This window comes from Rhizobium sp. UFLA01-1127 (genome assembly GCF_059803845.1).
Genome location: NZ_JAUQTZ010000096.1, coordinates 1 through 23893 on the forward strand (window position 1 = coordinate 1; position 23893 = coordinate 23893).

26 protein-coding genes and 1 pseudogene are annotated in these 23893 nt (G+C 59.9%); 16 read left to right on the forward strand and 11 right to left on the reverse strand.

The genetic code is table 11. The features are described from left to right. Positions 1–509, reverse strand: a pseudogene (locus tag Q4Q11_RS21735) (hypothetical protein); the annotation flags it as partial. Between the two features lie 231 nt (positions 510–740). On the opposite strand from Q4Q11_RS21735, the gene parC reads away from it, so the two are divergent. Next, positions 741–2999 carry a DNA topoisomerase IV subunit A gene (gene parC / locus Q4Q11_RS21740; RefSeq protein WP_498570780.1) on the forward strand — a complete coding sequence of 753 codons (2259 nt, stop codon included), beginning with the start codon at positions 741–743 and terminating at the stop codon, positions 2997–2999. A 183-nt stretch (positions 3000–3182) separates the two neighbouring features. Here the strand turns inward: parC and Q4Q11_RS21745 are convergent, their stop codons facing one another. The 6 genes from Q4Q11_RS21745 to hemB form a co-directional block, all read right to left on the reverse strand. Beyond that, the gene (locus tag Q4Q11_RS21745; RefSeq protein ID WP_498570781.1) at positions 3183–3572 is read right to left on the reverse strand and encodes a type II toxin-antitoxin system death-on-curing family toxin; all 390 of its coding nucleotides are present in this window, start codon (positions 3570–3572) and stop codon (positions 3183–3185) included. Beyond that, a complete protein-coding gene (locus tag Q4Q11_RS21750; protein ID WP_112510944.1) occupies positions 3572–3793 on the reverse strand; it encodes an AbrB/MazE/SpoVT family DNA-binding domain-containing protein in 222 nt (73 codons plus the stop codon). Before Q4Q11_RS21750 ends, Q4Q11_RS21745 begins: the two co-directional genes overlap by 1 nt. 50 nt (positions 3794–3843) lie before the next feature. Further along, positions 3844–4740, reverse strand: a complete 897-nt coding sequence (locus Q4Q11_RS21755; protein ID WP_498570782.1) for a DMT family transporter — start codon at positions 4738–4740, stop codon at positions 3844–3846. Further along, positions 4741–5520, reverse strand: a complete 780-nt coding sequence (locus tag Q4Q11_RS21760) for an arginyltransferase (RefSeq protein WP_112510948.1) — start codon at positions 5518–5520, stop codon at positions 4741–4743. Positions 5521–5704: 184 nt separating this feature from the next. Further along, positions 5705–6163 carry an RDD family protein gene (locus tag Q4Q11_RS21765; RefSeq protein ID WP_112510950.1) on the reverse strand — a complete coding sequence of 153 codons (459 nt, stop codon included), beginning with the start codon at positions 6161–6163 and terminating at the stop codon, positions 5705–5707. A gap of 87 nt (positions 6164–6250) precedes the next feature. After that, on the reverse strand, positions 6251–7264 hold the full coding sequence (gene hemB / locus Q4Q11_RS21770) for a porphobilinogen synthase (RefSeq protein ID WP_498570783.1): 1014 nt from the start codon (positions 7262–7264) through the stop codon (positions 6251–6253). A 142-nt stretch (positions 7265–7406) separates the two neighbouring features. Between hemB and Q4Q11_RS21775 the strand changes: the two genes are divergently transcribed. From Q4Q11_RS21775 to Q4Q11_RS21805, 7 genes are all read left to right on the forward strand, one after another. Further along, positions 7407–7847 carry a DUF6163 family protein gene (locus Q4Q11_RS21775; RefSeq protein WP_498570784.1) on the forward strand — a complete coding sequence of 147 codons (441 nt, stop codon included), beginning with the start codon at positions 7407–7409 and terminating at the stop codon, positions 7845–7847. A 133-nt stretch (positions 7848–7980) separates the two neighbouring features. Then, on the forward strand, positions 7981–8496 hold the full coding sequence (gene ldtR / locus Q4Q11_RS21780; RefSeq protein WP_041677845.1) for a transcriptional regulator LdtR: 516 nt from the start codon (positions 7981–7983) through the stop codon (positions 8494–8496). Positions 8497–9010: 514 nt separating this feature from the next. After that, entirely contained in the window at positions 9011–10324 is a 1314-nt protein-coding gene (locus tag Q4Q11_RS21785) for a L,D-transpeptidase family protein (RefSeq protein WP_112510954.1), read from the forward strand. A gap of 175 nt (positions 10325–10499) precedes the next feature. Beyond that, the gene (gene glyA, locus Q4Q11_RS21790) at positions 10500–11798 is read left to right on the forward strand and encodes a serine hydroxymethyltransferase (RefSeq protein ID WP_498570785.1); all 1299 of its coding nucleotides are present in this window, start codon (positions 10500–10502) and stop codon (positions 11796–11798) included. Positions 11799–11807: 9 nt separating this feature from the next. Beyond that, complete coding sequence (nrdR, locus tag Q4Q11_RS21795; RefSeq protein ID WP_112510958.1) at positions 11808–12284, forward strand: transcriptional regulator NrdR; 477 nt, start codon at positions 11808–11810, stop codon at positions 12282–12284. A gap of 2 nt (positions 12285–12286) precedes the next feature. After that, a complete protein-coding gene (ribD, locus tag Q4Q11_RS21800; protein ID WP_498570786.1) occupies positions 12287–13396 on the forward strand; it encodes a bifunctional diaminohydroxyphosphoribosylaminopyrimidine deaminase/5-amino-6-(5-phosphoribosylamino)uracil reductase RibD in 1110 nt (369 codons plus the stop codon). After that, the gene (locus Q4Q11_RS21805) at positions 13396–14016 is read left to right on the forward strand and encodes a riboflavin synthase (RefSeq protein WP_498570787.1); all 621 of its coding nucleotides are present in this window, start codon (positions 13396–13398) and stop codon (positions 14014–14016) included. The genes ribD and Q4Q11_RS21805 overlap by 1 nt, the downstream gene beginning before the upstream one ends. A 48-nt stretch (positions 14017–14064) precedes the next feature. On the opposite strand, the gene Q4Q11_RS21810 is transcribed toward Q4Q11_RS21805, so the two are convergent. The 3 genes from Q4Q11_RS21810 to Q4Q11_RS21820 are packed head-to-tail and all read right to left on the reverse strand — an operon-like array spanning position 14065 to position 15631. Further along, the gene (locus tag Q4Q11_RS21810; RefSeq protein WP_498570788.1) at positions 14065–14547 is read right to left on the reverse strand and encodes a GNAT family N-acetyltransferase; all 483 of its coding nucleotides are present in this window, start codon (positions 14545–14547) and stop codon (positions 14065–14067) included. Between the two features lie 11 nt (positions 14548–14558). Continuing rightward, a complete protein-coding gene (locus Q4Q11_RS21815) occupies positions 14559–15086 on the reverse strand; it encodes a GNAT family N-acetyltransferase (RefSeq protein ID WP_498570792.1) in 528 nt (175 codons plus the stop codon). Positions 15087–15121: 35 nt separating this feature from the next. Continuing rightward, the gene (locus tag Q4Q11_RS21820) at positions 15122–15631 is read right to left on the reverse strand and encodes a cupin domain-containing protein (protein ID WP_498570789.1); all 510 of its coding nucleotides are present in this window, start codon (positions 15629–15631) and stop codon (positions 15122–15124) included. A gap of 199 nt (positions 15632–15830) precedes the next feature. Between Q4Q11_RS21820 and Q4Q11_RS21825 the strand changes: the two genes are divergently transcribed. The 3 genes from Q4Q11_RS21825 to Q4Q11_RS21835 all read left to right on the forward strand — a co-directional run bounded on the left by Q4Q11_RS21825 (position 15831) and on the right by Q4Q11_RS21835 (position 19159). Beyond that, a complete protein-coding gene (locus Q4Q11_RS21825) occupies positions 15831–16286 on the forward strand; it encodes a 6,7-dimethyl-8-ribityllumazine synthase (protein WP_113217785.1) in 456 nt (151 codons plus the stop codon). A 3-nt stretch (positions 16287–16289) separates the two neighbouring features. Next, positions 16290–16772, forward strand: a complete 483-nt coding sequence (gene nusB, locus Q4Q11_RS21830; protein ID WP_112510968.1) for a transcription antitermination factor NusB — start codon at positions 16290–16292, stop codon at positions 16770–16772. Between the two features lie 248 nt (positions 16773–17020). Next, the gene (locus tag Q4Q11_RS21835; RefSeq protein ID WP_498570790.1) at positions 17021–19159 is read left to right on the forward strand and encodes a sodium-translocating pyrophosphatase; all 2139 of its coding nucleotides are present in this window, start codon (positions 17021–17023) and stop codon (positions 19157–19159) included. 74 nt (positions 19160–19233) lie between these two features. Here Q4Q11_RS21835 and Q4Q11_RS21840 read toward each other — a convergent pair whose 3' ends face one another. Next, on the reverse strand, positions 19234–19743 hold the full coding sequence (locus Q4Q11_RS21840) for an outer membrane protein assembly factor BamE (protein ID WP_112510972.1): 510 nt from the start codon (positions 19741–19743) through the stop codon (positions 19234–19236). A gap of 280 nt (positions 19744–20023) precedes the next feature. On the opposite strand from Q4Q11_RS21840, the gene Q4Q11_RS21845 reads away from it, so the two are divergent. The 5 genes from Q4Q11_RS21845 to Q4Q11_RS21865 all read left to right on the forward strand — a co-directional run bounded on the left by Q4Q11_RS21845 (position 20024) and on the right by Q4Q11_RS21865 (position 23734). Beyond that, positions 20024–20581 carry a ubiquinol-cytochrome C chaperone family protein gene (locus Q4Q11_RS21845; RefSeq protein ID WP_112510974.1) on the forward strand — a complete coding sequence of 186 codons (558 nt, stop codon included), beginning with the start codon at positions 20024–20026 and terminating at the stop codon, positions 20579–20581. Positions 20582–20590: 9 nt separating this feature from the next. After that, the gene (locus Q4Q11_RS21850) at positions 20591–21148 is read left to right on the forward strand and encodes a DUF177 domain-containing protein (RefSeq protein WP_112510976.1); all 558 of its coding nucleotides are present in this window, start codon (positions 20591–20593) and stop codon (positions 21146–21148) included. Positions 21149–21250: 102 nt separating this feature from the next. Then, the gene (gene plsX, locus Q4Q11_RS21855) at positions 21251–22297 is read left to right on the forward strand and encodes a phosphate acyltransferase PlsX (RefSeq protein WP_498570791.1); all 1047 of its coding nucleotides are present in this window, start codon (positions 21251–21253) and stop codon (positions 22295–22297) included. 19 nt (positions 22298–22316) lie between these two features. After that, positions 22317–23288, forward strand: a complete 972-nt coding sequence (locus Q4Q11_RS21860; RefSeq protein WP_112510980.1) for a beta-ketoacyl-ACP synthase III — start codon at positions 22317–22319, stop codon at positions 23286–23288. Between the two features lie 107 nt (positions 23289–23395). Then, the gene (locus Q4Q11_RS21865; RefSeq protein ID WP_112510982.1) at positions 23396–23734 is read left to right on the forward strand and encodes an integration host factor subunit alpha; all 339 of its coding nucleotides are present in this window, start codon (positions 23396–23398) and stop codon (positions 23732–23734) included. The last annotated feature ends 159 nt before the right edge of the window (positions 23735–23893 follow it).

A 23893-nucleotide genomic window follows, 5' to 3' on the forward strand; every position in this document is an offset into this window, starting at 1 on the left:
TTGTCGTCGCGCCTGTTCATGGTGGCGTCGGCGCCCTCGATCGAGAACACCTCGGTGTCGTCCTTGGTGACGGACACGGCGCCGGCATGGGCGCTCTTGTAATAGAGGAGCGAGCTGAGATCGCCCTTGGTCGCGTCACCAGGGATTTCGACGCCGTTCAGCTTCAGGTCGGTGGCGGAAACCGCGGCGCCGTCCTTTTCGAAATCGACATCGTCGAAATCGATTTCGCCGATCTTGTAGCCGCCATTGCTTTCTTCGACGCCATCCATGGTGATGTCGCCGAGCGGAATGCTCTGCTCCATGCCGGCTGCTTTCACGGTGGCACCCTTCAGCGTTACCGTGTCGCCGTCGATATCGATACCAGCGGCGGCGATAGAGCCACCCTGCTGTGCGTATACGTCGTTGAGCTTCTTCAGAAGGTCGTTGCCGTCAAGCGCGAAGGCCGAACCGGCGAAAGACAGGATGGCAGCGCTGCAGAGCATCAGCCGCGTGGTCCGATAGAAAGTCATTATGGCGTTTCCTAGTTGAGCCGGTGGTGTCGGCGGTGGCGTATAAATTGAACGTATACTGCGCTGACATATATTGATATTTCCACAAAAATCCAATGACAATGAGCGTCGGGAGCCGGTGCGGTAAAAATGCTCCGGCACCACATTCCAACGGTGCTCGAAACGCCTTCATCCACAGGTGCTTTCCGCTGATTTCTTGCCGGGAATCGTCATCTCCGATAGTCAAGGGCCATGGGAAAAAATCTTACTCCGCCGTCCCGTGATGGCGATGACAATATCGTTCCGGTCGATCTGAAGGCCGCGCTCGAAACGCGCTACCTGGCCTATGCCTTGTCGACGATCACGCAACGCGCGCTTCCCGACGTTCGCGACGGTTTGAAGCCGGTGCATCGCCGCATCGTCTACGCGATGAGCGAGATGGGTCTTCGCCCCAACTCCGCCTTCCGCAAATGCGCCAAGATCGTCGGCGAGGTGATGGGTAACTATCACCCGCATGGCGACCAGTCGATCTACGACGCGCTGGCGCGCCTCGCGCAGGATTTCTCGCAGCGTTATACGCTGGTCAACGGTCAGGGCAATTTCGGCAATATCGACGGCGATAGTCCGGCCGCGATGCGCTACACCGAATCCAAGATGACGGCCGTTTCCGAGCTGCTGCTCGAAGGCATCGATCAGGATGCGGTGGATTTCCGCGACACCTATGACGAGTCGAATTCCGAACCGATCGTTCTGCCTGGGGCTTTTCCCAACCTGCTCGCCAACGGTTCTTCGGGCATTGCGGTCGGCATGGCGACCTCCATCCCGCCGCACAATGCTCACGAGCTTTGCGACGCCGCCCTGCATCTGATCAAGGATCGCGATGCGACGGTCGAGAAGCTGGTGGAGCTTTATATTCCAGGCCCGGACTTTCCGACCGGCGGCATCATCATCGATGATCGCCAGAGCATTATCGAGAGCTACAAGACCGGCCGCGGCGGCTTCCGTGTCCGCTCCAAATGGGAGATCGAGGACCTCGGCCGTGGCGGCTACCAGATCGTTGTCACGGAAATACCGTTCCAGGTGCAGAAGTCGCGGCTGATCGAAAAGATCGCCGAACTGCTGCTGGCGCGCAAGCTGCCGCTGCTCGAAGATGTCCGTGACGAGTCCGCCGAGGATATCCGCGTCGTTCTGGTGCCGAAGAGCCGCACGGTCGACGCGACGATCCTGATGGAATCGATGTTCAAGCTGACGGAGCTGGAAAGCCGTTTTCCCCTCAACATGAACGTCCTGTCCATGGGCCGCATTCCCAGGGTCATGGCGCTGAACGAAGTGTTGAAGGAGTGGCTGGATCACCGCCGCGAGGTGTTGCTTCGCCGTTCGCGTTTCCGGCTCGCTGCCATCGAAAAGCGGCTTGAAATCCTCGGTGGCCTGCTGGTCGCCTATCTCAATATCGACGAAGTCATCGCCATCATCCGCGAGGAGGATGAGCCGAAGCCGGTCATGATGGAGCGGTTCGGCCTCACGGACAATCAGGTCGAAGCGATCCTCAACATGCGGCTGCGCTCCTTGCGCAAGCTGGAAGAATTCGAAATCCGCAAGGAGTTCGACGGCCTGACCAAGGAGAAGGCAGATATCGAGGCGCTGCTCGCTTCGGAAGAAAAGCAGTGGCAGACGGTGTCCTGGGAAATCGGCGAGGTGAAGAAGAAATTCGCCAAGGCCACCGAAATCGGCCGCCGCCGCACCCAGTTTGCCGAGGCGCCTGAGGCTGACGATGCCGCCATCCAGCAGGCGATGATCGAAAAGGAGCCGATTACGGTCGTGGTCTCGGAAAAAGGCTGGATCCGCGCCCTCAAGGGCCACATTTCCGATACCTCGTCGCTGACCTTCAAGGAGGGCGACGGTCTCAAGGTTGCCTTCCCGGCGCAGACGACGGACAAGATCCTCATCATCACGACGGGCGGCAAGGCCTATACCCTCGGCGGCGACAAGCTGCCCGGCGGCCGCGGTCATGGCGAACCGCTGCGCATTATGATCGACATGGAAAACGATCAGGATGTGCTGACCGCCTTCGTCCACGATCCGCAGCGCAAGCAGATGATCGCATCGACGGCGGGCAACGGCTTCATCGTTGCCGAGGCGGAACTGGTCGCCAATACCCGCAAGGGCAAGCAGATCATGAACGTCTCCTATCCGGATGAGACGAAGCTTCTTGTTCCGGTTTCAGGCGATCATGTCGCCGTCGTTGGCGAGAACCGCAAGATGGTGATCTTCCCATTGGAGCAGGTGCCCGAAATGTCGCGCGGCAAGGGTGTTCGCCTGCAGCGCTACAAGGACGGCGGCGTCGCCGATATCAGATGCTTCATGATCGCCGATGGCCTGACCTGGGAAGACAGCGCCGGCCGCACCTTCACCAAGTCCAAGGATGAATTGGTGGAATGGCTGGGCGACCGCGCCGGCGCCGGCAGAGCCGTGCCGAAGGGCTTCCCAAGAAGCGGCAGATTTTCTGGGTAGAGATCGGTTGAGCTAAGCCCGAGCAATCGACCCAGGAGGGTCGATTGCAGCGACGGACGCCCTGAGCCCAGCGAAGGGCCGGGTGGTGTGGCTTGACCGTCAACAGAGGGCAATCGGCCGCCGGATCGATTGCTGACAGACATCGGAAACCCAACGCCGAAGCAAATAGGAGGCGGTTAGTTTCTAACCTGCCTCTGGAACACAGACGTCCCGCAGGAAGCGCATTGCTCCTTCTTGGTCGATTTCACCAGCGGCCACTGCCACGACGAAGCTGTAAAGATTGGCATCCGTCGTTTGAATACGATAGCCGTTTTCCATAAGAGAGACTGCCGTCGTCACGATGGCGATGCGCTTATTGCCATCTATGAACGCGCGGTTTTTTGCCAGCCTAAATAGATAGGCTGCCGCCAGTTCGATGATATCGTCACTGCCGTATTGGGATTTGTTAATCGGGCGTGCCAGGGCTGATTCCAGGGAACCTTCGTCTCGTAGGCCATAGGAACCGCCGAACCTTTTAATCTGCATCCTATGCAATTGTTCGATAAGCGGCCTAGTCAGGAGGATAAAGGGCATTACTCAGCCAGCTTCTTGAGCGCTACCTTGTATTGATCCATGAAGCGCTGCGCATGCTCCATCTGGCGCGCGAAGTCTGCGTCGGTTGGCTGCATCAGCAATACACCATCCTTCAGACTGAGTTCCAACGTATCGCCAGCGCCGAGCCCTAACTGGTCAAGAACCTCTTTCGGAATAATCACACCTTGGGAATTGCCGATTTTGCGGATGGTAACGTTCATGTCTCAGCTCCGATGTAATAACTTCGTTATAACATCGATTGACCGCTGTTTCAATGTGCAAGGCTCTGCGCGGTGATTGCTGCTCTGGCTTTGACACGCGCCTGCCAGAGCGAGTGGGCGGCCAGTGCCAGGATCAGGATGGCGCCACCGGCAAGCGTCATGTTGGTCGGCGCCTCGGAAAAGATCAGCCAGACCCAGATCGGCGCCAGGATCGTTTCCAGAAGGTAGAACATCGCTACTTCCGGCGCCGAGAGAAAGCGCGTGCCTGTCGCAAGGCACCAGAAGGAAAGCGGCATCAGCAGCGCGCCGTCGAAGAGGATCCAGCCGGGATGCTCGATGGAAAAGCCCGTCGGCGCGATGTGATAAAGCCCGACGGCTGCCGGAATGACGGCTGCCAGCAAGGAAGCAAAACCCATATCCTGCCCGGAGGCGCGGCTCATCGTGATCGCGCAGGCGATGGAAAGCGATGCGATCACCGAGAGGGCGTCGCCAAGCAGGTGCCCAGCCTCCATGCCATCCCCGACGATAAGGCCGACCCCCAGAATCATCACTGCCATGGTGATGAACGTGGAAAGGGCAGGGCGTTCTTTCAGGAAGATCCAGGACAGCAGCGCGGTGAACATCGGGTTCAGCGCGATGATGAAGACCACATTCGCCGCTTTGGTATAATAGACGGCGAGAAGAAAGGTGATGGTGGTCAGCCCATAGAAGAAGCCAACGGGAATTCCGAGCCGGCCCGGCAGCACGGTTTGCAGCGAGCCTGTGACTCGGCGGATGACGAAGAGGGCGGCGAGCGCTACGACGATGGTCGCAAGGCTGCGCGCCGAGAGCACCGACCATACCTCGCCGCTGGAAAGCCGGATCAGCGGTATGTCCATCGACAGCGCCAGCCCGCCGAACGATGTCAGCAGCAGGCCCTTCTTATGGTCCGGGAGATGGGCAAACATTCAGCGCAAGGTATCTTTGTCGCCGTCGGCCGCGGGATCGAAACGTTCCCATCCGCGCGGCGTCAAATGTTCCTGTGGTTGGAAGCGCGTCTTATAATCCATCTTGCGCGAGCCCTTGACCCAATAGCCAAGATAGACATGCGGCAGCCCGAGCGCCTTCGTTCGCTTGATGTGATCCAGAATCATGAAGGTGCCGAGTGATCGCGCATCGAGATCTGGATTGAAATAGGAATAGACCATCGATAGCCCGTCGCTCATGACGTCGGTCAATGCCGCCGCCAGCAACTCGCCCTTCGGACGCTGCTCCAGCCCGGAGCCTTCCTCGCGGCGGCGATACTCGATGATGCGGGTATTGACATGTGTATCCTCGACCATGATCGCATAGTCGAGCACGGTCATGTCCGACATGCCGCCATGCTGGTGGCGATAGTCGAGATAGCGGCGGAAGAGCGAATATTGCTCGCTTGAGGGCTGTGCGGGGAATTCGGTGGCGATGACGTCGCTATTGGCGGCCAGCACGCGCCGCATCGATCGGCCGGGCTCGAATTCCTGGGCGAGGATGCGCACGGATACGCAGGCACGGCAGGCTTCGCAGGCGGGGCGGTAGGCGATGTTCTGCGAGCGCCGGAAGCCGCCCTGGGTCAGAATATCGTTCATCTCTGCTGCTCGCGGACCGACGAGATGGGTGAAGACCTTGCGTTCCATCTCGTGCGGCAAGTACGGACAGGCAGCCGGTGCCGTCAGATAAAACTGCGGAGATGGCGTCGACTGCGTATTCATCTGCCGTTGATTGCCCTTTCCTTCGGCATCCGTTTTTTACAAGCATGGCCCAAGTTTAGAAAACGTCAACTACGTCCTTTGTTAAAGATCAAAGTTTCCTAATTGACCACAAGCGGAAATGCCGTCTCGCGGGTCGATTGGTCGTGCCGGGGGTCGTCAGTCGTGAGGTCGCGGTGCGCTCGCTTTATGCGGTGCGGGCGATAACCGTGCCGAGCAGCAGATCATGCACCAGTCTGCTGCGGTCGGTAAACAGGCCCACCAGCAGGATCAGCGGCGTCAGGACGGAGTTCAGGATCCAGAACAGCGCCAGATGGACGATCGCCGTCAGGAAGTCCATTCGGCGGCCGTCGACGCGAATCATGGTGAGGCCCATGGCGCGCATGCCGAGCGACGCCTGGTAAGGCCCGCCGAGCGTCCAGCCGAAATAAAGGCCGGCAACGAGGACGAAGAGCACCGGATAAAGGAAGAAGCCGAGTCCCAGCGTCAGGATCGAAACGAAGAACAGCAGCACGGCCGCGGGAATGCAGAGCAGGGCCACGACGATGTAATCGACGATGAAGGCGAAGACGCGCCGGCTCAGCACGCCACTATAGGCGCGCCAGTCGTCCGGTGCTGCATAGAGCGGGCTGGGGTTCAGGCTCATTGCTTTCCTCCTTGGGAAACATTTGCCGAACATATGGTATCGGCGCCTGCAAATGCAATAAGCAGGCCGCCGGCGCGTGGCTTGAAGCTATTTCTTCGCCAGATGCTTAGCCACATCCATGGCGAAATAGGTGAGGATGCCGTCACATCCGGCGCGCTTGAAGGCGAGTAGCGTTTCGAGCATCACCCTGTCGCCGTCGATCCAGCCATTGGCGGCGGCGGCCTTGATCATCGCGTATTCCCCGGAAACCTGATAGGCGAAGGTCGGAAGGCCGAAGGCCTCCTTCAGCCGCCAGCAGATGTCGAGATAGGGCAGGCCGGGCTTGACCATCAGCATGTCGGCACCTTCCTCGACGTCGAGTGCGGCGTCGCGCACGGCTTCGGTGCCGTTGGCCGGATCGATGTAATAGGTCTTCTTGTCGCCTTTCAGCAGGCCGCCGGTGGAAATCGCCTCGCGATAGGGACCGTAGAAAGCCGAGCTGAACTTCGTCGCATAGCTCATGATGCCGACGTTCTGGTGGCCTGCGGCGTCGAGCGCCTGGCGGATCGCGCCGATGCGGCCGTCCATCATTTCCGAAGGTGCGATGATGTCGGCCCCCGCATCCGCCTGATAGACCGCCGCCTGCGCCACCTGCTCGACCGTCTCGTCGTTGACGATCTCGTTGCCGCGCAGGATGCCGTCATGGCCGTGGCTGGTGAAGGGATCGAGCGCGACATCGGTGATGATGCCGATACCAGGCACGGCCTTCTTGATTGCGGCGCTGGCGAGATTGATGAGGTTGTTTCTTTCGAGGCTGTTGGAGCCGGTCTCGTCGCGCAGCCCCATTTCGATGTTCGGAAAGGTCGCGAGCGCAGGGATGCCGAGATCGGCCGCTTCCTTGGCTGCTTCCACGGCCTTGTCCACTGTCATGCGGTTGACGCCGGGCATGGCAGGGATCGGCTCGACGATGCCGGTGCCGGGAATGAGGAAGATTGGCCAGATCAGATCGTCGACCGTCAGCCGGTTTTCCTGCACGAGACGGCGTGTCCAATCGGCCTTGCGATTGCGTCGCATGCGGCGATGCCCGGTGATCTCGTCGACGAGATGCGTCTTGTTCTCCATGATGCCGCCATCCTTTTTCGTTTATTTAGGCACTCCATATAGGCCGCGTACCTATCACGCAGTCCCCAGGATTCAAAACCAGGCGAAAGGCCGCAGCCATTATATTCTGGCGAGGCACGTGCCTCCTACGTATTGTTCACGCATGGAACCTGATTCTTCGACCGTACCCAAGAATACGCTGACGGACATCCTGTTCGTGCTGTTCATGCGGCTGATCGCGATCGGCTGTTTCTGGCTCGGTCTGCAATATTGGGCGATGCTGGTCGGCTATTCGCTCGATGGCCATGCACGCTTCGATTTGCTTGCCCTGCCTTGGAAGGTTGCCGGCGCCGGGCTTGCCGTGATCTTCCCCGTCGCCGCCCTCGGATTGTGGCTCACCGTCTCCTGGGGACCGGTCATGTGGGTGCTTGCCGCAGGCGGGCAGGGATTGATGTACGGGGTCTGGCCAGAGATATTCGGATCCAATCCGCTGATCATGATATTGCATGCCTGCGTCGCCTTGATTTATGGCCTTTTCCGCGTCCTGTTATGGCAGGAAAAGCGCAGGCGCCGTCAGCAGCAGGTAATGGTTGATTTACCCTGAGACAGCAACACTTCCTGGTAAGGTGCTGTTAAGCCTGCAGTTTAAGTAGAATTTTATGTGTATTCGATAGGGTCTCACTCAAGGCGGGAAGAAAACGACACCGCCAAACAAAACAGAGTGAGGCCAAGTCATGATGAACACGAAAATCAAGCCGCAGGCAGTTGCGAACGCTCGGGATCAGCAGGTTGATGACATCCGGGCTCTCTACATGGAATCCCTTCACCTGGTCGAGCGTTTGCACCGCCGCCTGCTTGATGTCATCAAGGACGAGTTCGACCGCCAGGGTCGCGACGACGTCAATGCCGTCCAGGCACTTCTCCTTTTCAATATCGGCAATTCCGAGCTGACGGCCGGCGAGCTGCGCTCCCGCGGTTTCTATCTCGGCTCCAACGTTTCCTATAACGTCAAGAAGCTGGTCGATCTCGGCTTCATCAACCACCAGCGCTCGCGCATCGACCGCCGCTCGGTCCGCATCAGCCTGACCGAAACCGGCCAGGACATCGCCGAAACCGTCGCCAAGCTCTATGAGCGCCACATCGGCTCGATCGACAAGGTCGGCGGCATCGGCACCGACGAGTTCACCCAGATGAACAAGCTCCTGCAGCGCCTGGACCGCTTCTGGAACGATAGCATCGCTTATCGCATGTAAGCAGCGGCGAAGGATAGCCGCGAGACCATCCGGTAAAAGCAAGCCGGACACGTTCCCTGCGTGTCCGGCTTGAACGTTTTTGCCAGCCCCCGCCGTTGTGCGCTTTTTGCCACGTCCGAGCCTGACCTTCCGTCATACACAACCTGCAAGACGGCTAAGCCATTGACGCGGGTTCAAGACACGCTATGAACCACGCGCAGCTGTTGTATTTTAGCAAAAGCAGTTTGGTGTTTCTTACGCTCCCGCTTGGCAAAGCAAGTTTCATGCCGGGAGACACGAATTGGCCATATTGCTATGACAGCGGAAATCGACGGCAAGCGGCGTTCTCGAAATTCGATGTTTCGGCTCAAAGGTCTTGGCTTCGCGATATTGTGATGGTTCGTGGCGAAGTTTTTGGTGGTGCTTTAAGGGTGCGGATCGATACTGAGCGGCGTCACTTGGCGTGAGCTTGCGTTATTTACTGCTTTCTCTCTCGGCTGCGCATGATTGGATCGCAGCATTGAACGGTTGGGATATGTCGAAGAAAAACGGAATTGAATCCTTTTCGCGCCGCTCTTTCCTGCGGTCGGCTGCAACTCTTGGCGCTGCCGCATTGGCCGCTCCGGCTCTCGCGCAAAATGCAACTCCGCTTGAGGCGCTCATCAACGACCGTTCCCGCGGCAATTGGGACGACCAGTTCGACGCGAAGGCTGCGGCGCGCACCGCCGCCGCTGTCCAGTCGAACGCGCCAATCCTCGGACCGGATTCCGTACCGAATATTCAGCAGGCGATCGCGCAATATCAGAACATCGTCGCCAGCGGCGGATGGCCGCAGATCAATCCGACAAGCCAGCAGCCGCTGCAGCTCGGCGCGACCGACCCGGCCGTACAGTCGCTACGCCAGCATTTGATGATTACCGGCGACCTGCCGCGCGAGGCTGGCATCTCCTCTGCCTTCGACTCCTATGTCGACGGTGCGGTCAAGCGTTTCCAGGCCCGTCATGGACTGCCGGCAGATGGCGTCATGGGCGATTTCACGCTGAAGGCGATGAATATCCCCGCCAATGTCCGCCTGCAGCAGCTGAACACCAATCTTGTTCGCCTACAGACGTTCCCATCCGACCTCGGCCGCCGTCACGTCATGGTCAATATCCCGGCGACACGTGTCGAAGCCGTCGAGGATGGTCAGGTGGCGCTGCGCCACCAGGCGATCGTCGGCCGGGAATCACGGCCGACGCATATCATCAATTCGAAGATCTACGAGGTCATCCTCAACCCGTACTGGACGGCGCCGCGCTCCATCGTCGTCAAGGACATCGTGCCCTTGATGCGCAAGGACCCGACCTATCTGACGAGGAGCAACATTCGCCTTATCGATGGCAAGGGTCAGGAAGTAGCGCCGGAGACGATCGACTGGAATTCGGACAAGGCGCCGGATCTGATGTTCCGTCAGGACCCGGGCAAGACCAACGCCATGGCGTCCACGAAGATCAACTTCCACAACCCCAACAACGAATACATGCACGACACGCCCGAGCAGGGCCTGTTCAACAAGCTGATGCGCTTCGACAGCTCCGGCTGTGTGCGCGTTCAGAACGTGCGCGACCTGGCGACCTGGCTGCTGGCCGAAACGCCCGGCTGGCCGCGCCAGCACATCGAGCAGGTCATCTCCACCCGCGTCAACACGCCGATCACCCTGGCGTCGGAAGTGCCTGTCTATTTCGTCTATATTTCGGCATGGAGCGCCCGCGACGGCATCGTCCAGTTCCGCGACGACATCTATAATCTCGACGGCAACTCGCAGCTGGCACTCAATACGACCCAGGGCATGGAGCAGCCGGTTCAATAATCGGCCGCCTGGTTGCAATTCTTATGGAAGCCGCGTCCCTGGATGCGGCTTTTTCGTTGGCTGACGCCGCTCTGCGTAGAATGCTCAGCAAATGTCGCTGCTCGTATTGCTCTCGGGCGACCCTGACGCTAATACCGTCTGCATTGCCGTTCCGGCCCGTTCAGGAGCTTCTACGATGACCAATGCATCCACCGAACCCTTCTTCAATCGCTCGCTTGCCGATACCGATCCGGAAATCTTTGGTGCGATCGGCGAGGAGCTCGGTCGTCAGCGGCACGAAATCGAGCTGATTGCCTCCGAAAACATCGTTTCGCGCGCCGTGCTGGAAGCGCAGGGCTCGATCATGACGAACAAATATGCCGAGGGCTATCCGGGCAAGCGCTATTACGGCGGCTGCCAGTTCGTCGATATCGCTGAAGAGCTCGCCATCGAGCGCGCCAAGAAGCTGTTCGGCGTCAATTTCGCCAACGTTCAGCCGAATTCCGGTTCGCAGATGAACCAGGCCGTCTTCCTGGCGCTGCTGCAGCCGGGTGACACCTTCATGGGTCTCGATCTCAATTCGGGCGGCCACCTGACGCATGGTTCGCCGGTCAACATGTCCGGCAAGTGGTTCAACGTCGTGTCCTACGGCGTGCGTGAAGGCGATAACCTGCTCGACATGGACGAAGTGCAGCGCAAGGCCGAAGAGCACAAGCCGAAGCTGATCATCGCCGGCGGCACGGCCTATTCCCGCATCTGGGATTGGAAGCGCTTCCGCGAGATCGCCGACAGCGTCGGCGCCTATCTGATGGTTGACATGGCCCACATTGCCGGCCTGGTTGCCGGTGGCCAGCATCCGTCGCCGTTCCCGCATTGCCACGTCGCCACCACGACCACCCACAAGTCGCTGCGCGGCCCGCGCGGCGGCATGATCCTCACCAATGACGAGGATCTGGCCAAGAAGTTCAACTCGGCCGTCTTCCCCGGTCTTCAGGGTGGCCCGCTGATGCACGTCATCGCCGCCAAGGCGGTTGCGCTCGGTGAAGCGCTGCAGCCCGGGTTCAAAGACTATGCGGCCCAGATCGTCAAGAACGCCAAGGCGCTTGCCGAAACGCTGATATCAGGCGGTGTCGATGTCGTCTCCGGCGGCACGGACAACCATCTGATGCTGGTTGACCTGCGCAAGAAGAATGCCACCGGCAAGCGCGCGGAAGCCGCCCTCGGCCGCGCCTACGTCACCTGCAACAAGAACGGCATTCCGTTCGACCCTGAAAAGCCCTTCGTCACATCGGGCGTTCGCCTCGGCACGCCCGCCGGCACGACGCGCGGCTTCAAGGAAGCTGAGTTCCGCGAAATCGGCAATCTAATCATCGAAGTGCTCGATGGCCTGAAGGTCGCCAATTCCGACGAAGGCAATGCCGCCGTCGAGGCTGCCGCGCGGGAAAAAGTGGTCAAGCTTACCGATCGCTTCCCGATGTACGGTTATATGGGCTAAGGAGGGCGCATGCGCTGCCCCTATTGCGGTACGGAAGATACCCAGGTCAAGGATTCGCGCCCGGCGGAGGATAATACCTCCATCCGCCGGCGGCGTATCTGCCCGGACTGCGGCGGTCGGTTCACCACCTTCGAGCGCGTGCAGTTGCGCGAACTCATGGTCATCAAGAAGACCGGCCGCAAGGTGCCATTCGATCGCGACAAACTGGTGCGCTCCTTTGAGATCGCATTGCGCAAGCGCCCGGTCGATCGGGACCGGATCGAACGGGCCGTGTCGGGGATCGTACGTCGCCTCGAAAGCTCCGGCGAGACAGAGATCAGCTCCGAGCAGATCGGCCTTCAGGTACTGGAAGCGCTGAAGACGCTCGATGATGTCGCCTTCGTGCGCTATGCCTCCGTCTATCGCGATTTCTCGCATGCGGAGGATTTCGAACACGTCATCGACGAGATCAACGCCAAGATCGCCCGCGATCCGCTGGACCCTTGATCATGGCGCTGCGGCCCGAAGACGAGCGTTTCATGGCCGCGGCCATTCGTCTGTCTCGTCAGCACCTGGGACAGACCTCCACCAATCCGTCCGTCGGCTGCCTCGTCGTCAAGGACGGTGTCATTCTTGGCAGCGGCGTAACCGCCCTTGGCGGGCGGCCGCATGCTGAGCCGCAGGCTCTGACGGAAGCGGGCGAGGCAGCCAGAGGCGCCACCGCCTACGTGACGCTCGAGCCCTGTTCTCACTATGGCAAGACGCCGCCCTGCGCCGAGGCGCTGATCGGTTACGGCGTGGCACGCGTCGTCATCAGCGTCACAGATCCCGACCAACGCGTCTCCGGGCGCGGCATCACCATGCTGCGCGAGGCCGGCATTGAGGTCGATACCGGTGTTCTGGAAACGGAGGGCAGGCGATCTCTCGCGGGTTATCTCATGCGTCAGACGAGAAACCGGCCTTATGTGACTCTCAAGCTTGCTGTTTCCGCCGATGGAATGATCGGAAAGGCAGGCGAGGGCCAGGTTCGCATCACAGGCGACGTCTCGCGGGCACAGGTGCAGATGCTGCGCGCCGAAAGCGACGCCATATTGGTCGGCATTGGTACGGCGATATCAGACGATCCCGAATTGACCTGCAGGCTTCCAAGCCTGGAGGATCGCTCTCCGCTGCGCATCGTCATCGACGAGCAATTGCGGCTCCCCCTTGGCAGCAAGCTGGTGCAGACCGCGCGGAAGTATCCGGTCATTGCTGTTGCCGGCCATCCGCCGTCCTTTGACGGCGCCGTCGATGCGGCCTTCCTTGCACGCCGTGCTGCCTTGGATGCCGCCGGCGTCGAGGTCCTGCAATCCAATTCGAGCGAGCCGGGAGAGTTGCTGGAGGCCCTCGGCACGCGCGGCATCTCCTCTTTGCTGGTCGAAGGCGGCGCCAGGACGGCGCAGAGTTTCCTCGATGCCGGGCTGGTCGACCGCATCCTGCTGTTTCAGGGACCGGCCGATATCGGCGAGGGTGGTATTGAATCGCCGGTCCTCAAATCCAATATCCCGGCTGACTTTATGCATGTCGGCGAAAGCCGCTTCGGCGACGATCTTTGCGACGAATACGAAAGAGGTTTTTGATGTTTACGGGAATTGTCACCGATGTCGGCACGGTCGAATCCGTCTCCCCGATGAAGGAAGGCATCAAGCTGCGCGTTGCCACCAATTACGATCCGGCGACGATCGACATGGGTGCCTCGATCTCTCATGCCGGCGTCTGCCTGACGGTGACCGGTCTGCCCGAACAGGGCAGCAACGGACGATGGTTCGAGGTCGAGGCGTGGGAAGAGGCGCTGCGGCTTACGACCATCGGTACCTGGGAAGCGGGAGCCAAGATCAATCTCGAGCGTTCCCTCAAGATCGGCGACGAGCTTGGCGGCCATATCGTCTCCGGCCATATCGACGGCAAGGCGGAAATCCTATCCGTGACATCAGAGGGCGAGGCCACGCGCTTCCGCCTGCGCGCGCCGGAACACCTCGCAAGATTCGTGGCGCCGAAGGGTTCGGTTGCTCTCGACGGCACCTCGCTGACGGTCAACGCTGTCGAGGGTGCGGAATTCGACGTGCTTCTGATCCGCCATTCCCTGGAGGTGACGACCTGGGGCGAGCGCAAGGCCGGCGATTTCGTCAATTTCGAAGTCGATACCATGGCGCGCTACGCCGCTCGCCTGGCGGAATTCCCGGTCGCCCGCGAAGGCTGAACATCATAGGCTTGCCACGGCGAAGGCGCCAATCGGCGCCTCGGCAGCTTATCCGATCGCCTTTTCCATCAGAAAGTTCGATAGAATCTGGCCGCGCTTTTCTATCCGCTGCCCGGTCAAGACGACAAAGCCCTTGCGTTCGAAGAAGGGGCGGGCAGTCAGGCTCGCCTCGGTAAAAATCCGCCGAAGGCCTTGTTTTTGGGCAGCCGCCTCGACGGTCGAAAGCAACAGGCTTGCGACACCCTTTGCCTGATAGTCCGGCGAAACGAACATCATATCAAGGCAGCCGTCCGATTTCAGATCGGCAAAGCCGATGGGCGTGGAGCCATCCATCGCAAGCCAGGTCGGCCGGCTCGCTCGGTATTGTGCCCAGACGCCGACATCTTCCACCTTTGCCCATGCTGCGATCTGCTCCGGGCCATAGTCTTTCGACGCGATCTCGCGAATGGCCCTCAGGAAAATGTCGATCGTGGCCTGGGCGTCGTTTGCTTCATAACGTTTGACCGAAAACCTATCCAGCGAAACCGGCATGATATTGGTCCTCACAACGCCTGACGTTCGAAGATGGCGTTGGATCTGTCCTTCAGCAGGAGTTCGCCGATACGGCGGAAGCCGATCTTTTCCGCGACCCGTAGTGACGGTGTGTTCTCCAGGTCCACGATGCAGGTCATGCGCCGGCCTGCGAACTGCCTGTCCGCCCAGGCGATTGCCGCGCTCATGGCCTCCGTCGCATAGCCCTTGCCCTGCATCGGCGGCGTGATGCCCCAGCCGGCTTCCAGCGTACCTTCCGTCATCGGCGTCATGTCGCGATGCAGATCGAGAAATCCCACTTCGCCGATCAATCGGCCGCTTTGACGTTCTTGGACGGCAAAGAAGCCGAAGCCCAGATGATGCCACAGGCCGGCATAGCGCAGCAGGCGAGCCCAGACCTGTTCGCGCGTCGGCATTTCCCCGCCGATGAAGCGGACAATGTCCGTATGTTTCCATAGCTCGAGGAACTCGTCGAAATCATCAAGCGTATGGCCACGCAGCAGGAGCCGGTCCGTTGTCAGTGTCGGAATATGGGTCATGGGATAGGTCTTTGCCGAAAATGTTTTGGTGATGGTCAATCGTTGGAGGCGCCGGGCTCCCCGTCCCAGTAATCGAGCTTGGCGGCGGAGGTACGGCCGATCGCGCGGAACGCCGTTTTGCCGTCGCTGTAAGTCTTGGCCAGGAACTTGCCGGAATCGGGGTACTCGACGATTTCGGTCCGCGCTTTTGTGGAGATGGCGAGATAAACCAGCACGCAGGGGCCGATATTGATCAGCTGATGCGCGGTTTCCGGACCGCCGGCAGGTGCGCCCAGTACATCGCCCTTGCCAACTACCATACGCTGGTCGCCGAAGCGATACTCGCCTTCGCCGTCGAGAATGACGAACATCTCCTCTTCGACATGATGATTGTGAAACGGACAGCCTGATTTGCCTGGCGGCACCTCGTTATAGCTGATGCCGAGCTGCCTCAGTCCGAGCTTTGCTCCGAAGGAAGTATCGCTGCCGGCAAAGAAGCTCCCTTGCTGCCAATGTTCCAGCTCGAGCTCGCCGACATTGATGGCGGGTGTGGATTTCTTCGTCATGAACCTCCCCCTTTGCAAGGCTTCAAATTATTATCGAAGCGGTTGCGTGTGCGGAAGCCACAATTTCTGCGACGCGCAGATCATTTCCGAATAGGGTCGGAATCGGCACGCGTCATTGAAAAACACTTGCCAAGCGAGGCCCGCCGTGGTTTGACCCGGCCTGACAAGGTGCCGCGCCCTCTCAAATCGCAGGTGATGTATGACCAGCTCTTCCAATGCTCATGTCCTTATCGTAGAAGCTCGCTTCTATGACGATATGGCCGATGCCCTGCTCGACGGCGCCAAGGCGGCTCTCGATGAGGCCGGCGCGACTTACGATATTGTGACCGTGCCCGGCGCGCTGGAGATCCCGGCGGCGATTGCCATGGCGCTCGATGGCGGCGACAATGGCAACGTTGTTTACGACGGCTATGTCGCTCTCGGCATGGTCATTCGCGGCGAGACCTATCATTTCGATATCGTCGCCAATGAATCCTCGCGTGCGCTGATGGATCTTGCCGTCAGCGAATCTCTCGCGATCGGCAACGGTATTCTCACCGTCGAGAATGACGAACAGGCCTGGGCGCGCGCTCGCCGTTCGGACAAGGACAAGGGTGGCTTTGCCGCTCGCGCAGCGCTGACGATGATCGCGCTGAAAGAGAAGTTGGGTGCATAATACATGAGCAATCAGGATAACGAGCGACCTGCAAAGCCCGCCAACCAGCGCGGCGCAGCACGCCTTGCGGCGGTCCAGGCGCTCTATCAGATGGATGTCGGCGGAACCGGTGTTCTGGAAGTGGTGGCCGAATATGAGGCCCACCGTCTCGGACAAGAGCTGGATGGCGAAACCTATCTGAAGGCCGATGCCTCCTGGTTCCGTTCCATCGTCTCCGGTGTCGTGCGGGAGCAAACCCGGCTCGATCCGCTGATCGGATCCGCTCTTCAGGACGACTGGGCGCTGTCGCGTCTCGACAGCACCGTACGCGCCATACTGCGCGCCGGCACCTTCGAGCTTATCGACCGCAAGGACGTGCCGGTTCCGGTCATCGTCACCGAGTATGTCGAGATCGCGCACGCCTTCTTCGAGGAGGACGAGCCGAAGCTCGTGAATGCCGTGCTTGACCGAATCGCCAAGCAGGTTCGCGGCGAAACCAAGAAATAGGGTATAACGGGCACCGGGCAGGCGAAGCCCGGGGCTTTCGTTTCCTTCGTTCGCGCCTGATTTCATCTTCGAATATTCTTTTGAACCTCCAGCGGGTGTTTTACCTGCGGGCGGTCTTGACGCGAGGTTTTCCCGACAGCAATCTCGCAACTGCACATCAGCCGATCTCCCGGAGGAGGGGACAGGCCGTTGTCGCAGGCGGCCGGGGGAGGACTGAACCGCCGGCTTTTTTGGAGGGAAAAAGCGAAATGTCGATTCTTTTAGGAGTGATCGCATGCGGACTGCTCTCGGTCATTTATGCCGTATGGGCAACCCGGTCGGTGCTCGCTGCCGATCAGGGCAATGCCCGCATGCAGGAGATTGCCGGATATATTCGTGAAGGAGCGCAAGCCTATCTGGCGCGCCAGTACAGAACCATCGCCATCGTCGGGATTATCGTTTTCATCGCGGCCTGGCTTCTCTTGTCGGCCGAAGCCGCTTTCGGTTTCCTGATCGGCGCAATCCTCTCTGGCTCCGCAGGCTTCATCGGCATGCATGTCTCCGTGCGCGCCAATGTCCGCACCGCGCAAGCCTCGTCGCAGAGCCTGTCGGCAGGTCTCGATATCGCCTTCAAGTCTGGCGCCATTACGGGCATGCTCGTCGCCGGTCTCGCCCTGCTCGGCGTCTCAATCTACTTCTGTATTCTGACGAAGGTTCTCGGCCATGAGGCCGGTTCACGCGATGTCATCGACGCCCTTGTGGCTCTCGGTTTCGGCGCTTCGCTGATTTCGATCTTCGCCCGTCTCGGAGGCGGCATCTTCACCAAGGGGGCGGATGTGGGCGGCGACCTCGTCGGCAAGGTCGAGGCCGGCATCCCGGAGGACGATCCGCGCAACCCCGCCACTATTGCCGATAACGTCGGCGACAATGTTGGCGATTGCGCCGGCATGGCGGCGGACCTGTTCGAAACCTATGCCGTGTCCGTGGTCGCGACGATGGTGCTGGCCGCGATCTTCTTCGCCGGCTCGCCGCTCCTCGGTTCGGCCATGGTTTATCCGCTGGCGATCTGCGGTGCCTGCATCATCACCTCGATCATCGGTACCTTCTTTGTCAAGCTCGGCGTCAATGGTTCGATCATGGGCGCGCTCTATAAAGGCCTCGTTGCGACGGGCGTGCTGTCGATCATCGGACTGGCCGTCGCCACCTCGCTGACCATCGGCTGGGGATCGGTCGGCACGGTTGCCGGCTTCGACATTACCGGGACGAAGCTCTTCACCTGTGGCATCGTCGGTCTGATCGTTACCGCGCTCATCGTCGTGATCACCGAATACTATACCGGCACGAACAAGCGGCCGGTCAATTCCATCGCGCAGGCATCGGTGACCGGTCACGGCACCAACGTCATCCAGGGGCTTGCCGTCTCGCTCGAATCGACGGCGTTGCCGGCAATCGTCATCGTCGGCGGCATCATTGCCACCTATCAGCTCGGCGGCCTGTTCGGCACCGGCATTGCGGTTACCGCCATGCTCGGCCTTGCCGGCATGATCGTCGCGCTCGACGCCTTCGGCCCCGTCACCGACAATGCCGGCGGCATCGCGGAAATGTCGCATCTGCCGCCGGAAGTGCGAAAATCCACCGATGCCCTGGATGCGGTCGGCAATACCACCAAAGCCGTCACCAAGGGCTATGCCATCGGCTCGGCCGGCCTTGGCGCATTGGTGCTGTTCGCCGCCTATTCGAACGACCTGCAATATTTTGCGGCTCACGGCGACAAGTTCCCGTACTTCGCCAACGTGGGTGCGATCTCGTTCGAGCTCTCGAACCCTTACGTCGTCGCCGGCCTGCTGTTCGGCGGCCTCATCCCCTATCTCTTCGGCGGCATCGCCATGACGGCAGTCGGCCGGGCCGCCGGCTCGATCGTGGAGGAGGTGCGCCGGCAGTTCCGCGAGAAACCGGGCATCATGCAAGGCGCGGAGCGTCCCGATTACGGCCGCGCCGTCGATCTGCTGACCAAGGCCGCCATTCGCGAAATGATCATTCCGTCGCTCTTACCGGTTCTGGCTCCGGTCGTCGTCTATTTCGGCGTCCTGCTGCTCTCCGGCTCCAAGGCGTCGGCTTTCGCGGCACTTGGCGCATCGTTGCTCGGCGTGATCATCAACGGCCTCTTCGTCGCCATTTCCATGACATCGGGTGGCGGCGCATGGGACAATGCCAAGAAGAGCTTCGAGGACGGCTTCGTCGACAAGGACGGCACGCGCCACATGAAGGGCTCTGAAGCCCACAAGGCATCGGTGACGGGCGACACGGTCGGCGACCCCTATAAGGATACGGCAGGCCCGGCTGTCAATCCGGCGATCAAGATCACCAACATCGTTGCCTTGCTGCTGCTTGCGATCCTGGCCGGCTAAGAAAAGCGTATTGAACGCACAGAAAAACCCGCGGGCGCATGCCTCGCGGGTTTTTCTTTGAAATGATCCCCGGATTATTGACCCGGGTTGAGATTGTTGAGGAAGTTTCTGGCGCCGTTGACGCCGTTGCCGCCGCCCTGGAGTATCTGCTGCAGGAAGGTGATGTCGCGGCCGCCGGTGGGCGTCGTGCGGCTGATCATATCGAAGACCTTGCCGTCCTTGAGCGTATAATTGGCTTCCTGCTTCACCACGCCGTCCTTGTCGAAATAGATCGCCAGAATGTTCTGGTCGACCAGCTTCGGCTTCATGAAGGCGACGGGGCGCGTGCGCTTCTGGGAGATGTAGTAGAAGACCTCGCCATCGAAGGTCGCCGTGGTCGAGGGCGTACCGAGCGAGAGCAGAACCTGCTCGCGGCTCGAGCCGACCGGCGCAAGTGCCAGCGACTGCTGATCGAAGATGTAGCCGTTGTTCATGACCTCGCTGGTCTTGCAACCCGAAAGGCCCATGGTCGCAATCACCAGGGCGATGGCGGCAGTGCTGCTGAAAGATATGTCAGACTTGAAATACCGTCTGGTCAACGACATCTCATCTCCCCTAATGAATCAATCCGATGGCCGAACGGCCGACATGACCTTGCTGTGCACATCATTGTGGCCTTTCCGCGATTGAGAAAGGCACAAGGATGCTGTTGGGCACTCTTCATCACCGATCATTCACAACGTAATGACGGTAAGGGCTGGAGCCTCGAAGCGGGCACAAACGGCATTGCAATTCGCGCCTGCTTCGGTAAACCAGCTTTTGCGTGGATGCAACAAGGCCAAGCAAAAACGGCACGCTCAGAGGGAGCCAATTCCGGGAATTTTCATGATTTTTGGGCTCTTCCGCAAAAGAAATCACAATCAGATCATCGTCGTCAGGCAATATGAGGCCCTGACGTCGATGGCGCGCGAGCCGGTTTTCTACACCGACTACGGCGTGCCCGATACGGTCATGGGACGCTTCGAATTGCTGTCCGTCATGATGATTCTGTTTTTCCGCCGCGTCCGGTCTGCCGCGACCAGCGGCCAGGAACTGGCGCAGGAAATCGTGGATGCATTCTTCGAAGACATCGATTATTCGATCCGCGAGCTTGGTATAGGTGACAACAGCGTGCCGAAGCGGATGAAGAAGCTGGCCGGCATGTTTTACGGGCGGCTCGAAAGCTATGCGGGTGCCATGGATGCCGATGATCGCGCCGCGCTTGCCATGGCGCTACAGCGCAACATCTATCCCAAGGCGAATGAGGCCGCGGCTTCCATGGCTGCGCTGGCCGATTGGATGATGATCGCGGAAGCGCATCTGACGGCCGTGACCGAGGATCAAATCGCTACGGGCTTGGCGACGCTGCCGATGCCTGACAAAGTCGGCCGACCGGCCGGTTAGGAGATAAAAATGAAAAGACACGACTCCGATGAAACGCCGTTTTCCTATCCGGTGAAGGTAGGGCATATCTCCGCCAATCCGGTGGATGTGCACCTCGAGGCCGATGATCGCGAGCTGGCCGGGCTTGCGGTTCTCTGGGATGTTCTTTCGGTCAGCAAGCTCGAAGCCGATCTCAAGATTTCGCGCTGGAAGCGCGACGGAGTGCGCGTCAAGGGCAATGTGAAGGCAAAGATCGTTCAGGCTTGCGTTGTCACACTCGAGCCGGTCGAATCTGATATCGACGAAGACTTCGAGCACATCTTCGTGCCCGAGGATTCCAAACTGGCGCGTGCGCCCTCTGTGGATGCCGGAGAAATGATACTCGATCCCGATGGTCCGGATCTTCCTGAGACCTTTACAGGCGATACGATCGACGCCGGCGCGGTCGTTGCGGAATTTGCCGCCCTTGCCATCGATCCTTATCCGCGCAAGCCCGGCGTCGAGTTCGAAGCGCATATAGAAGACACCGGCGAGGATGACAGGAAGCCCTCGCCCTTTGCCGTTCTGAAAGACTGGAAAAAGGAATAGGCCCCGGTGCCCTTCGAGCACAATTCAGTTGTAACCGGGGGAGAAAACGGTATTTTGACGCCAAATTCGCCGGCCTCGGCGGAGAAAAAGGACTAGGGACGCGTGATCAGAATTTCTCTTGACCTAATGGGTGGCGACTTCGGCCCTGAGGTTGTTGTTCCCGGCGCGGCCAAGGCGCTGGATAGGCATCCCGATATCACATTCATCATGTACGGTCAGAAGGATCGCTGCGAGGCGGTCCTCGCCAAATATCCCAAGCTTCGCGAAAAATCGGTCTTTCACGAATGCGAAGTCGCCATCAGTATGGATGAAAAGCCGAGCCAGGCGCTTCGCCGCGGTCGCTATGTTTCCACCATGTGGCGTTCGATCGAAGCGGTGAAGGTGGGCGATGCCGACGTCGTCGTGTCGGCGGGCAATACCGGCGCGCTCATGGCGATGGCGAAATTCTGTCTCCGCACCATGGCCAATATCGAACGCCCGGCGATCGCGGCGATATGGCCGACCCTGCGCGGTGAAAGCATCGTGCTCGACGTCGGCGCCACGATCGGCGCGGATGCCCAGCAGTTGCTCGATTTCGCCCTGATGGGCGGCGCCATGGCGCGCGCGCTCTTCGAGATCGAGCGGCCCACGGTCGGGCTGTTGAATGTCGGTGTCGAGGAAATAAAGGGCCAGGAAGAGGTCAAGGACGCCGGACGCCTGATCCGCGAAGCCAATCTTGAATCGCTTGAATATTTCGGTTTTGTCGAGGGCGACGATATCGGCAAGGGCACCGTGGATGTCGTCGTCACGGAAGGCTTCTCCGGCAATATCGCGCTGAAGGCGGCGGAAGGCACGGCCAAGCAGATCGGCTCCTATCTGCGTGCCGCCATGTCGCGCACGCTGCTTGCACGCATCGGCTATGTGTTTGCTAAGGGTGCCTTCGACCTGCTGCGCGAAAAGCTCGACCCCAGCAAGGTCAATGGCGGCGTCTTCCTCGGCCTTAACGGTATCGTCATCAAGAGCCACGGCGGCGCGAATGTCGAAGCTTTCGCAGCCGCCATCGATGTCGGCTATGATATGGCCAAGAATGGACTGACACAGAAAATCGAAAACGATTTGAAGAGATATCATGCCAAACGGCTGCCTCCCATAGGGCCGGAAGCGGCATGAGCGACGGGGTACAAGCAGAATGATCCGTTCAATTGTTCGCGGCTTCGGGGCGGCACTCCCCAAGCGCGTCATGACCAATGCCGAGATGGAGCAGATTGTCGATACCAGCGACGACTGGATCGTCCAGCGCTCGGGCATCCGTCAACGCCATATCGCCGGCGAGGACGAAACCACGGCCTCCCTGGGCGAACAGGCGGCTCGCGCCGCCCTCGCCAATGCCGGTCTGACGCCTGACGATCTAGATCTGATCATCGTTGCCACCTCGACGCCGGACAATACCTTTCCGGCAACAGCGGTGAACATCCAGAACCGGCTCGGCATGCATCACGGCTTCGCCTTCGATGTCCAGGCCGTGTGCACTGGCTTCGTCTATGCAGTAACGACGGCCGATGCCTATATTCGCTGCGGTCTCGCCAAGCGCGTGCTCGTCATCGGCGCCGAGACGTTTTCCCGCATCCTCAATTGGACCGACCGCACGACCTGCGTCCTCTTCGGCGACGGCGCCGGAGCGCTGATCCTGGAGGCGGGCGAGGGGACCGGTGCCAATTCCGACCGTGGCGTGCTGACGGCAAGCCTGCGCTCCGATGGCGCGCACAAGGACAAGCTTTATGTCGATGGCGGACCTTCCACGACGGGAACGGTCGGCGTTTTGCACATGGCGGGCCGTGAAGTGTTCAAGCACGCCGTCGGGATGATCACCGATGTCATCCAGGCCGCCTTCGATGCGACCGGCACCACGCCGGACGATCTCGACTGGCTGGTGCCGCATCAGGCCAACCGCCGTATCATTGATGGCTCCGCCAAGAAGCTCGGAATTCCTCTCGAGAAGGTTGTGGTCACCGTGGATCTCCATGGCAATACGTCTGCCGCATCGATCCCCCTCGCGCTTGCCGTCGCGGCCGGCGACGGTCGGATCAAGAAGGGCGATCTGGTGATGCTGGAGGCCATGGGCGGCGGTTTCACCTGGGGCGCGGTCTTGTTGCGCTGGTAGTGCCACCTCTCTAAAAGCCGTTCCGAACAAGAGCTTGACCGTTCGCCGCAACGGCAATAGTCTCGCGAAACTTGAAGAAGATTACGCAGCAATATGGGCGGGGAGCTATGACGGGCAAGACAGTGACGCGCGCAGACCTGGCGGAGTCGGTATTCCGGAAAGTCGGCCTCTCCCGAACGGAGTCGGCGGAACTTGTCGAGACCGTGATCGATGAAATTTGCAACGCCATCGTGCGTGGGGAAACCGTAAAGCTCTCCTCGTTCGCGACCTTCCAGGTGCGTGACAAGAACGAACGCATCGGGCGCAATCCGAAGACCGGCGAGGAAGTGCCGATCTCGCCACGGCGCGTCATGACCTTCAAGGCGTCGAATGTCCTCAAGACCCGTATTCTGAAAGCCCATTCGAGCCGCAAGGCGAAGGCCAAGCCGGCAAATCCGGCGTCCTGATCCACCTCGGAATTTTTATCCTCATTCGGCCGTATGCCTGTCATGCGGCTCTTCAAGGCACTTCCTCGTCCTTTTTGTCGCTAGCCTGTGCAGCGGCTGAAGATGTGACTTGAATTTCCGCCGCCAAACCGTTGAAATATGGTGAGTCGCATCGTTGAG

Bases quoted from the DNA above. Each gene is read 5' to 3' on its own strand.
- Q4Q11_RS21765 (WP_112510950.1), bottom strand. From the start codon at position 6,163: ATGAGCCTGAACCCCAGCCCGCTCTATGCAGCACCGGACGACTGGCGC.
- glyA (WP_498570785.1), top strand. From the start codon at position 10,500: ATGACCAATGCATCCACCGAACCCTTCTTCAATCGCTCGCTTGCCGAT.
- Q4Q11_RS21865 (WP_112510982.1), top strand. From the start codon at position 23,396: ATGACGGGCAAGACAGTGACGCGCGCAGACCTGGCGGAGTCGGTATTC.
- Q4Q11_RS21750 (WP_112510944.1), bottom strand. From the start codon at position 3,793: ATGAACGTTACCATCCGCAAAATCGGCAATTCCCAAGGTGTGATTATT.
- parC (WP_498570780.1), top strand. From the start codon at position 741: ATGGGAAAAAATCTTACTCCGCCGTCCCGTGATGGCGATGACAATATC.
- hemB (WP_498570783.1), bottom strand. From the start codon at position 7,264: ATGGAGAACAAGACGCATCTCGTCGACGAGATCACCGGGCATCGCCGC.
- Q4Q11_RS21825 (WP_113217785.1), top strand. From the start codon at position 15,831: ATGACCAGCTCTTCCAATGCTCATGTCCTTATCGTAGAAGCTCGCTTC.
- Q4Q11_RS21815 (WP_498570792.1), bottom strand. From the start codon at position 15,086: ATGACCCATATTCCGACACTGACAACGGACCGGCTCCTGCTGCGTGGC.
- Q4Q11_RS21775 (WP_498570784.1), top strand. From the start codon at position 7,407: ATGGAACCTGATTCTTCGACCGTACCCAAGAATACGCTGACGGACATC.
- nusB (WP_112510968.1), top strand. From the start codon at position 16,290: ATGAGCAATCAGGATAACGAGCGACCTGCAAAGCCCGCCAACCAGCGC.
- Q4Q11_RS21840 (WP_112510972.1), bottom strand. From the start codon at position 19,743: ATGTCGTTGACCAGACGGTATTTCAAGTCTGACATATCTTTCAGCAGC.
- Q4Q11_RS21785 (WP_112510954.1), top strand. From the start codon at position 9,011: ATGTCGAAGAAAAACGGAATTGAATCCTTTTCGCGCCGCTCTTTCCTG.
- nrdR (WP_112510958.1), top strand. From the start codon at position 11,808: ATGCGCTGCCCCTATTGCGGTACGGAAGATACCCAGGTCAAGGATTCG.
- Q4Q11_RS21820 (WP_498570789.1), bottom strand. From the start codon at position 15,631: ATGACGAAGAAATCCACACCCGCCATCAATGTCGGCGAGCTCGAGCTG.
- Q4Q11_RS21860 (WP_112510980.1), top strand. From the start codon at position 22,317: ATGATCCGTTCAATTGTTCGCGGCTTCGGGGCGGCACTCCCCAAGCGC.
- Q4Q11_RS21835 (WP_498570790.1), top strand. From the start codon at position 17,021: ATGTCGATTCTTTTAGGAGTGATCGCATGCGGACTGCTCTCGGTCATT.
- Q4Q11_RS21805 (WP_498570787.1), top strand. From the start codon at position 13,396: ATGTTTACGGGAATTGTCACCGATGTCGGCACGGTCGAATCCGTCTCC.
- Q4Q11_RS21810 (WP_498570788.1), bottom strand. From the start codon at position 14,547: ATGCCGGTTTCGCTGGATAGGTTTTCGGTCAAACGTTATGAAGCAAAC.
- ribD (WP_498570786.1), top strand. From the start codon at position 12,287: ATGGCGCTGCGGCCCGAAGACGAGCGTTTCATGGCCGCGGCCATTCGT.
- Q4Q11_RS21755 (WP_498570782.1), bottom strand. From the start codon at position 4,740: ATGTTTGCCCATCTCCCGGACCATAAGAAGGGCCTGCTGCTGACATCG.
- Q4Q11_RS21845 (WP_112510974.1), top strand. From the start codon at position 20,024: ATGATTTTTGGGCTCTTCCGCAAAAGAAATCACAATCAGATCATCGTC.
- Q4Q11_RS21850 (WP_112510976.1), top strand. From the start codon at position 20,591: ATGAAAAGACACGACTCCGATGAAACGCCGTTTTCCTATCCGGTGAAG.
- Q4Q11_RS21745 (WP_498570781.1), bottom strand. From the start codon at position 3,572: ATGCCCTTTATCCTCCTGACTAGGCCGCTTATCGAACAATTGCATAGG.
- ldtR (WP_041677845.1), top strand. From the start codon at position 7,981: ATGAACACGAAAATCAAGCCGCAGGCAGTTGCGAACGCTCGGGATCAG.
- Q4Q11_RS21760 (WP_112510948.1), bottom strand. From the start codon at position 5,520: ATGAATACGCAGTCGACGCCATCTCCGCAGTTTTATCTGACGGCACCG.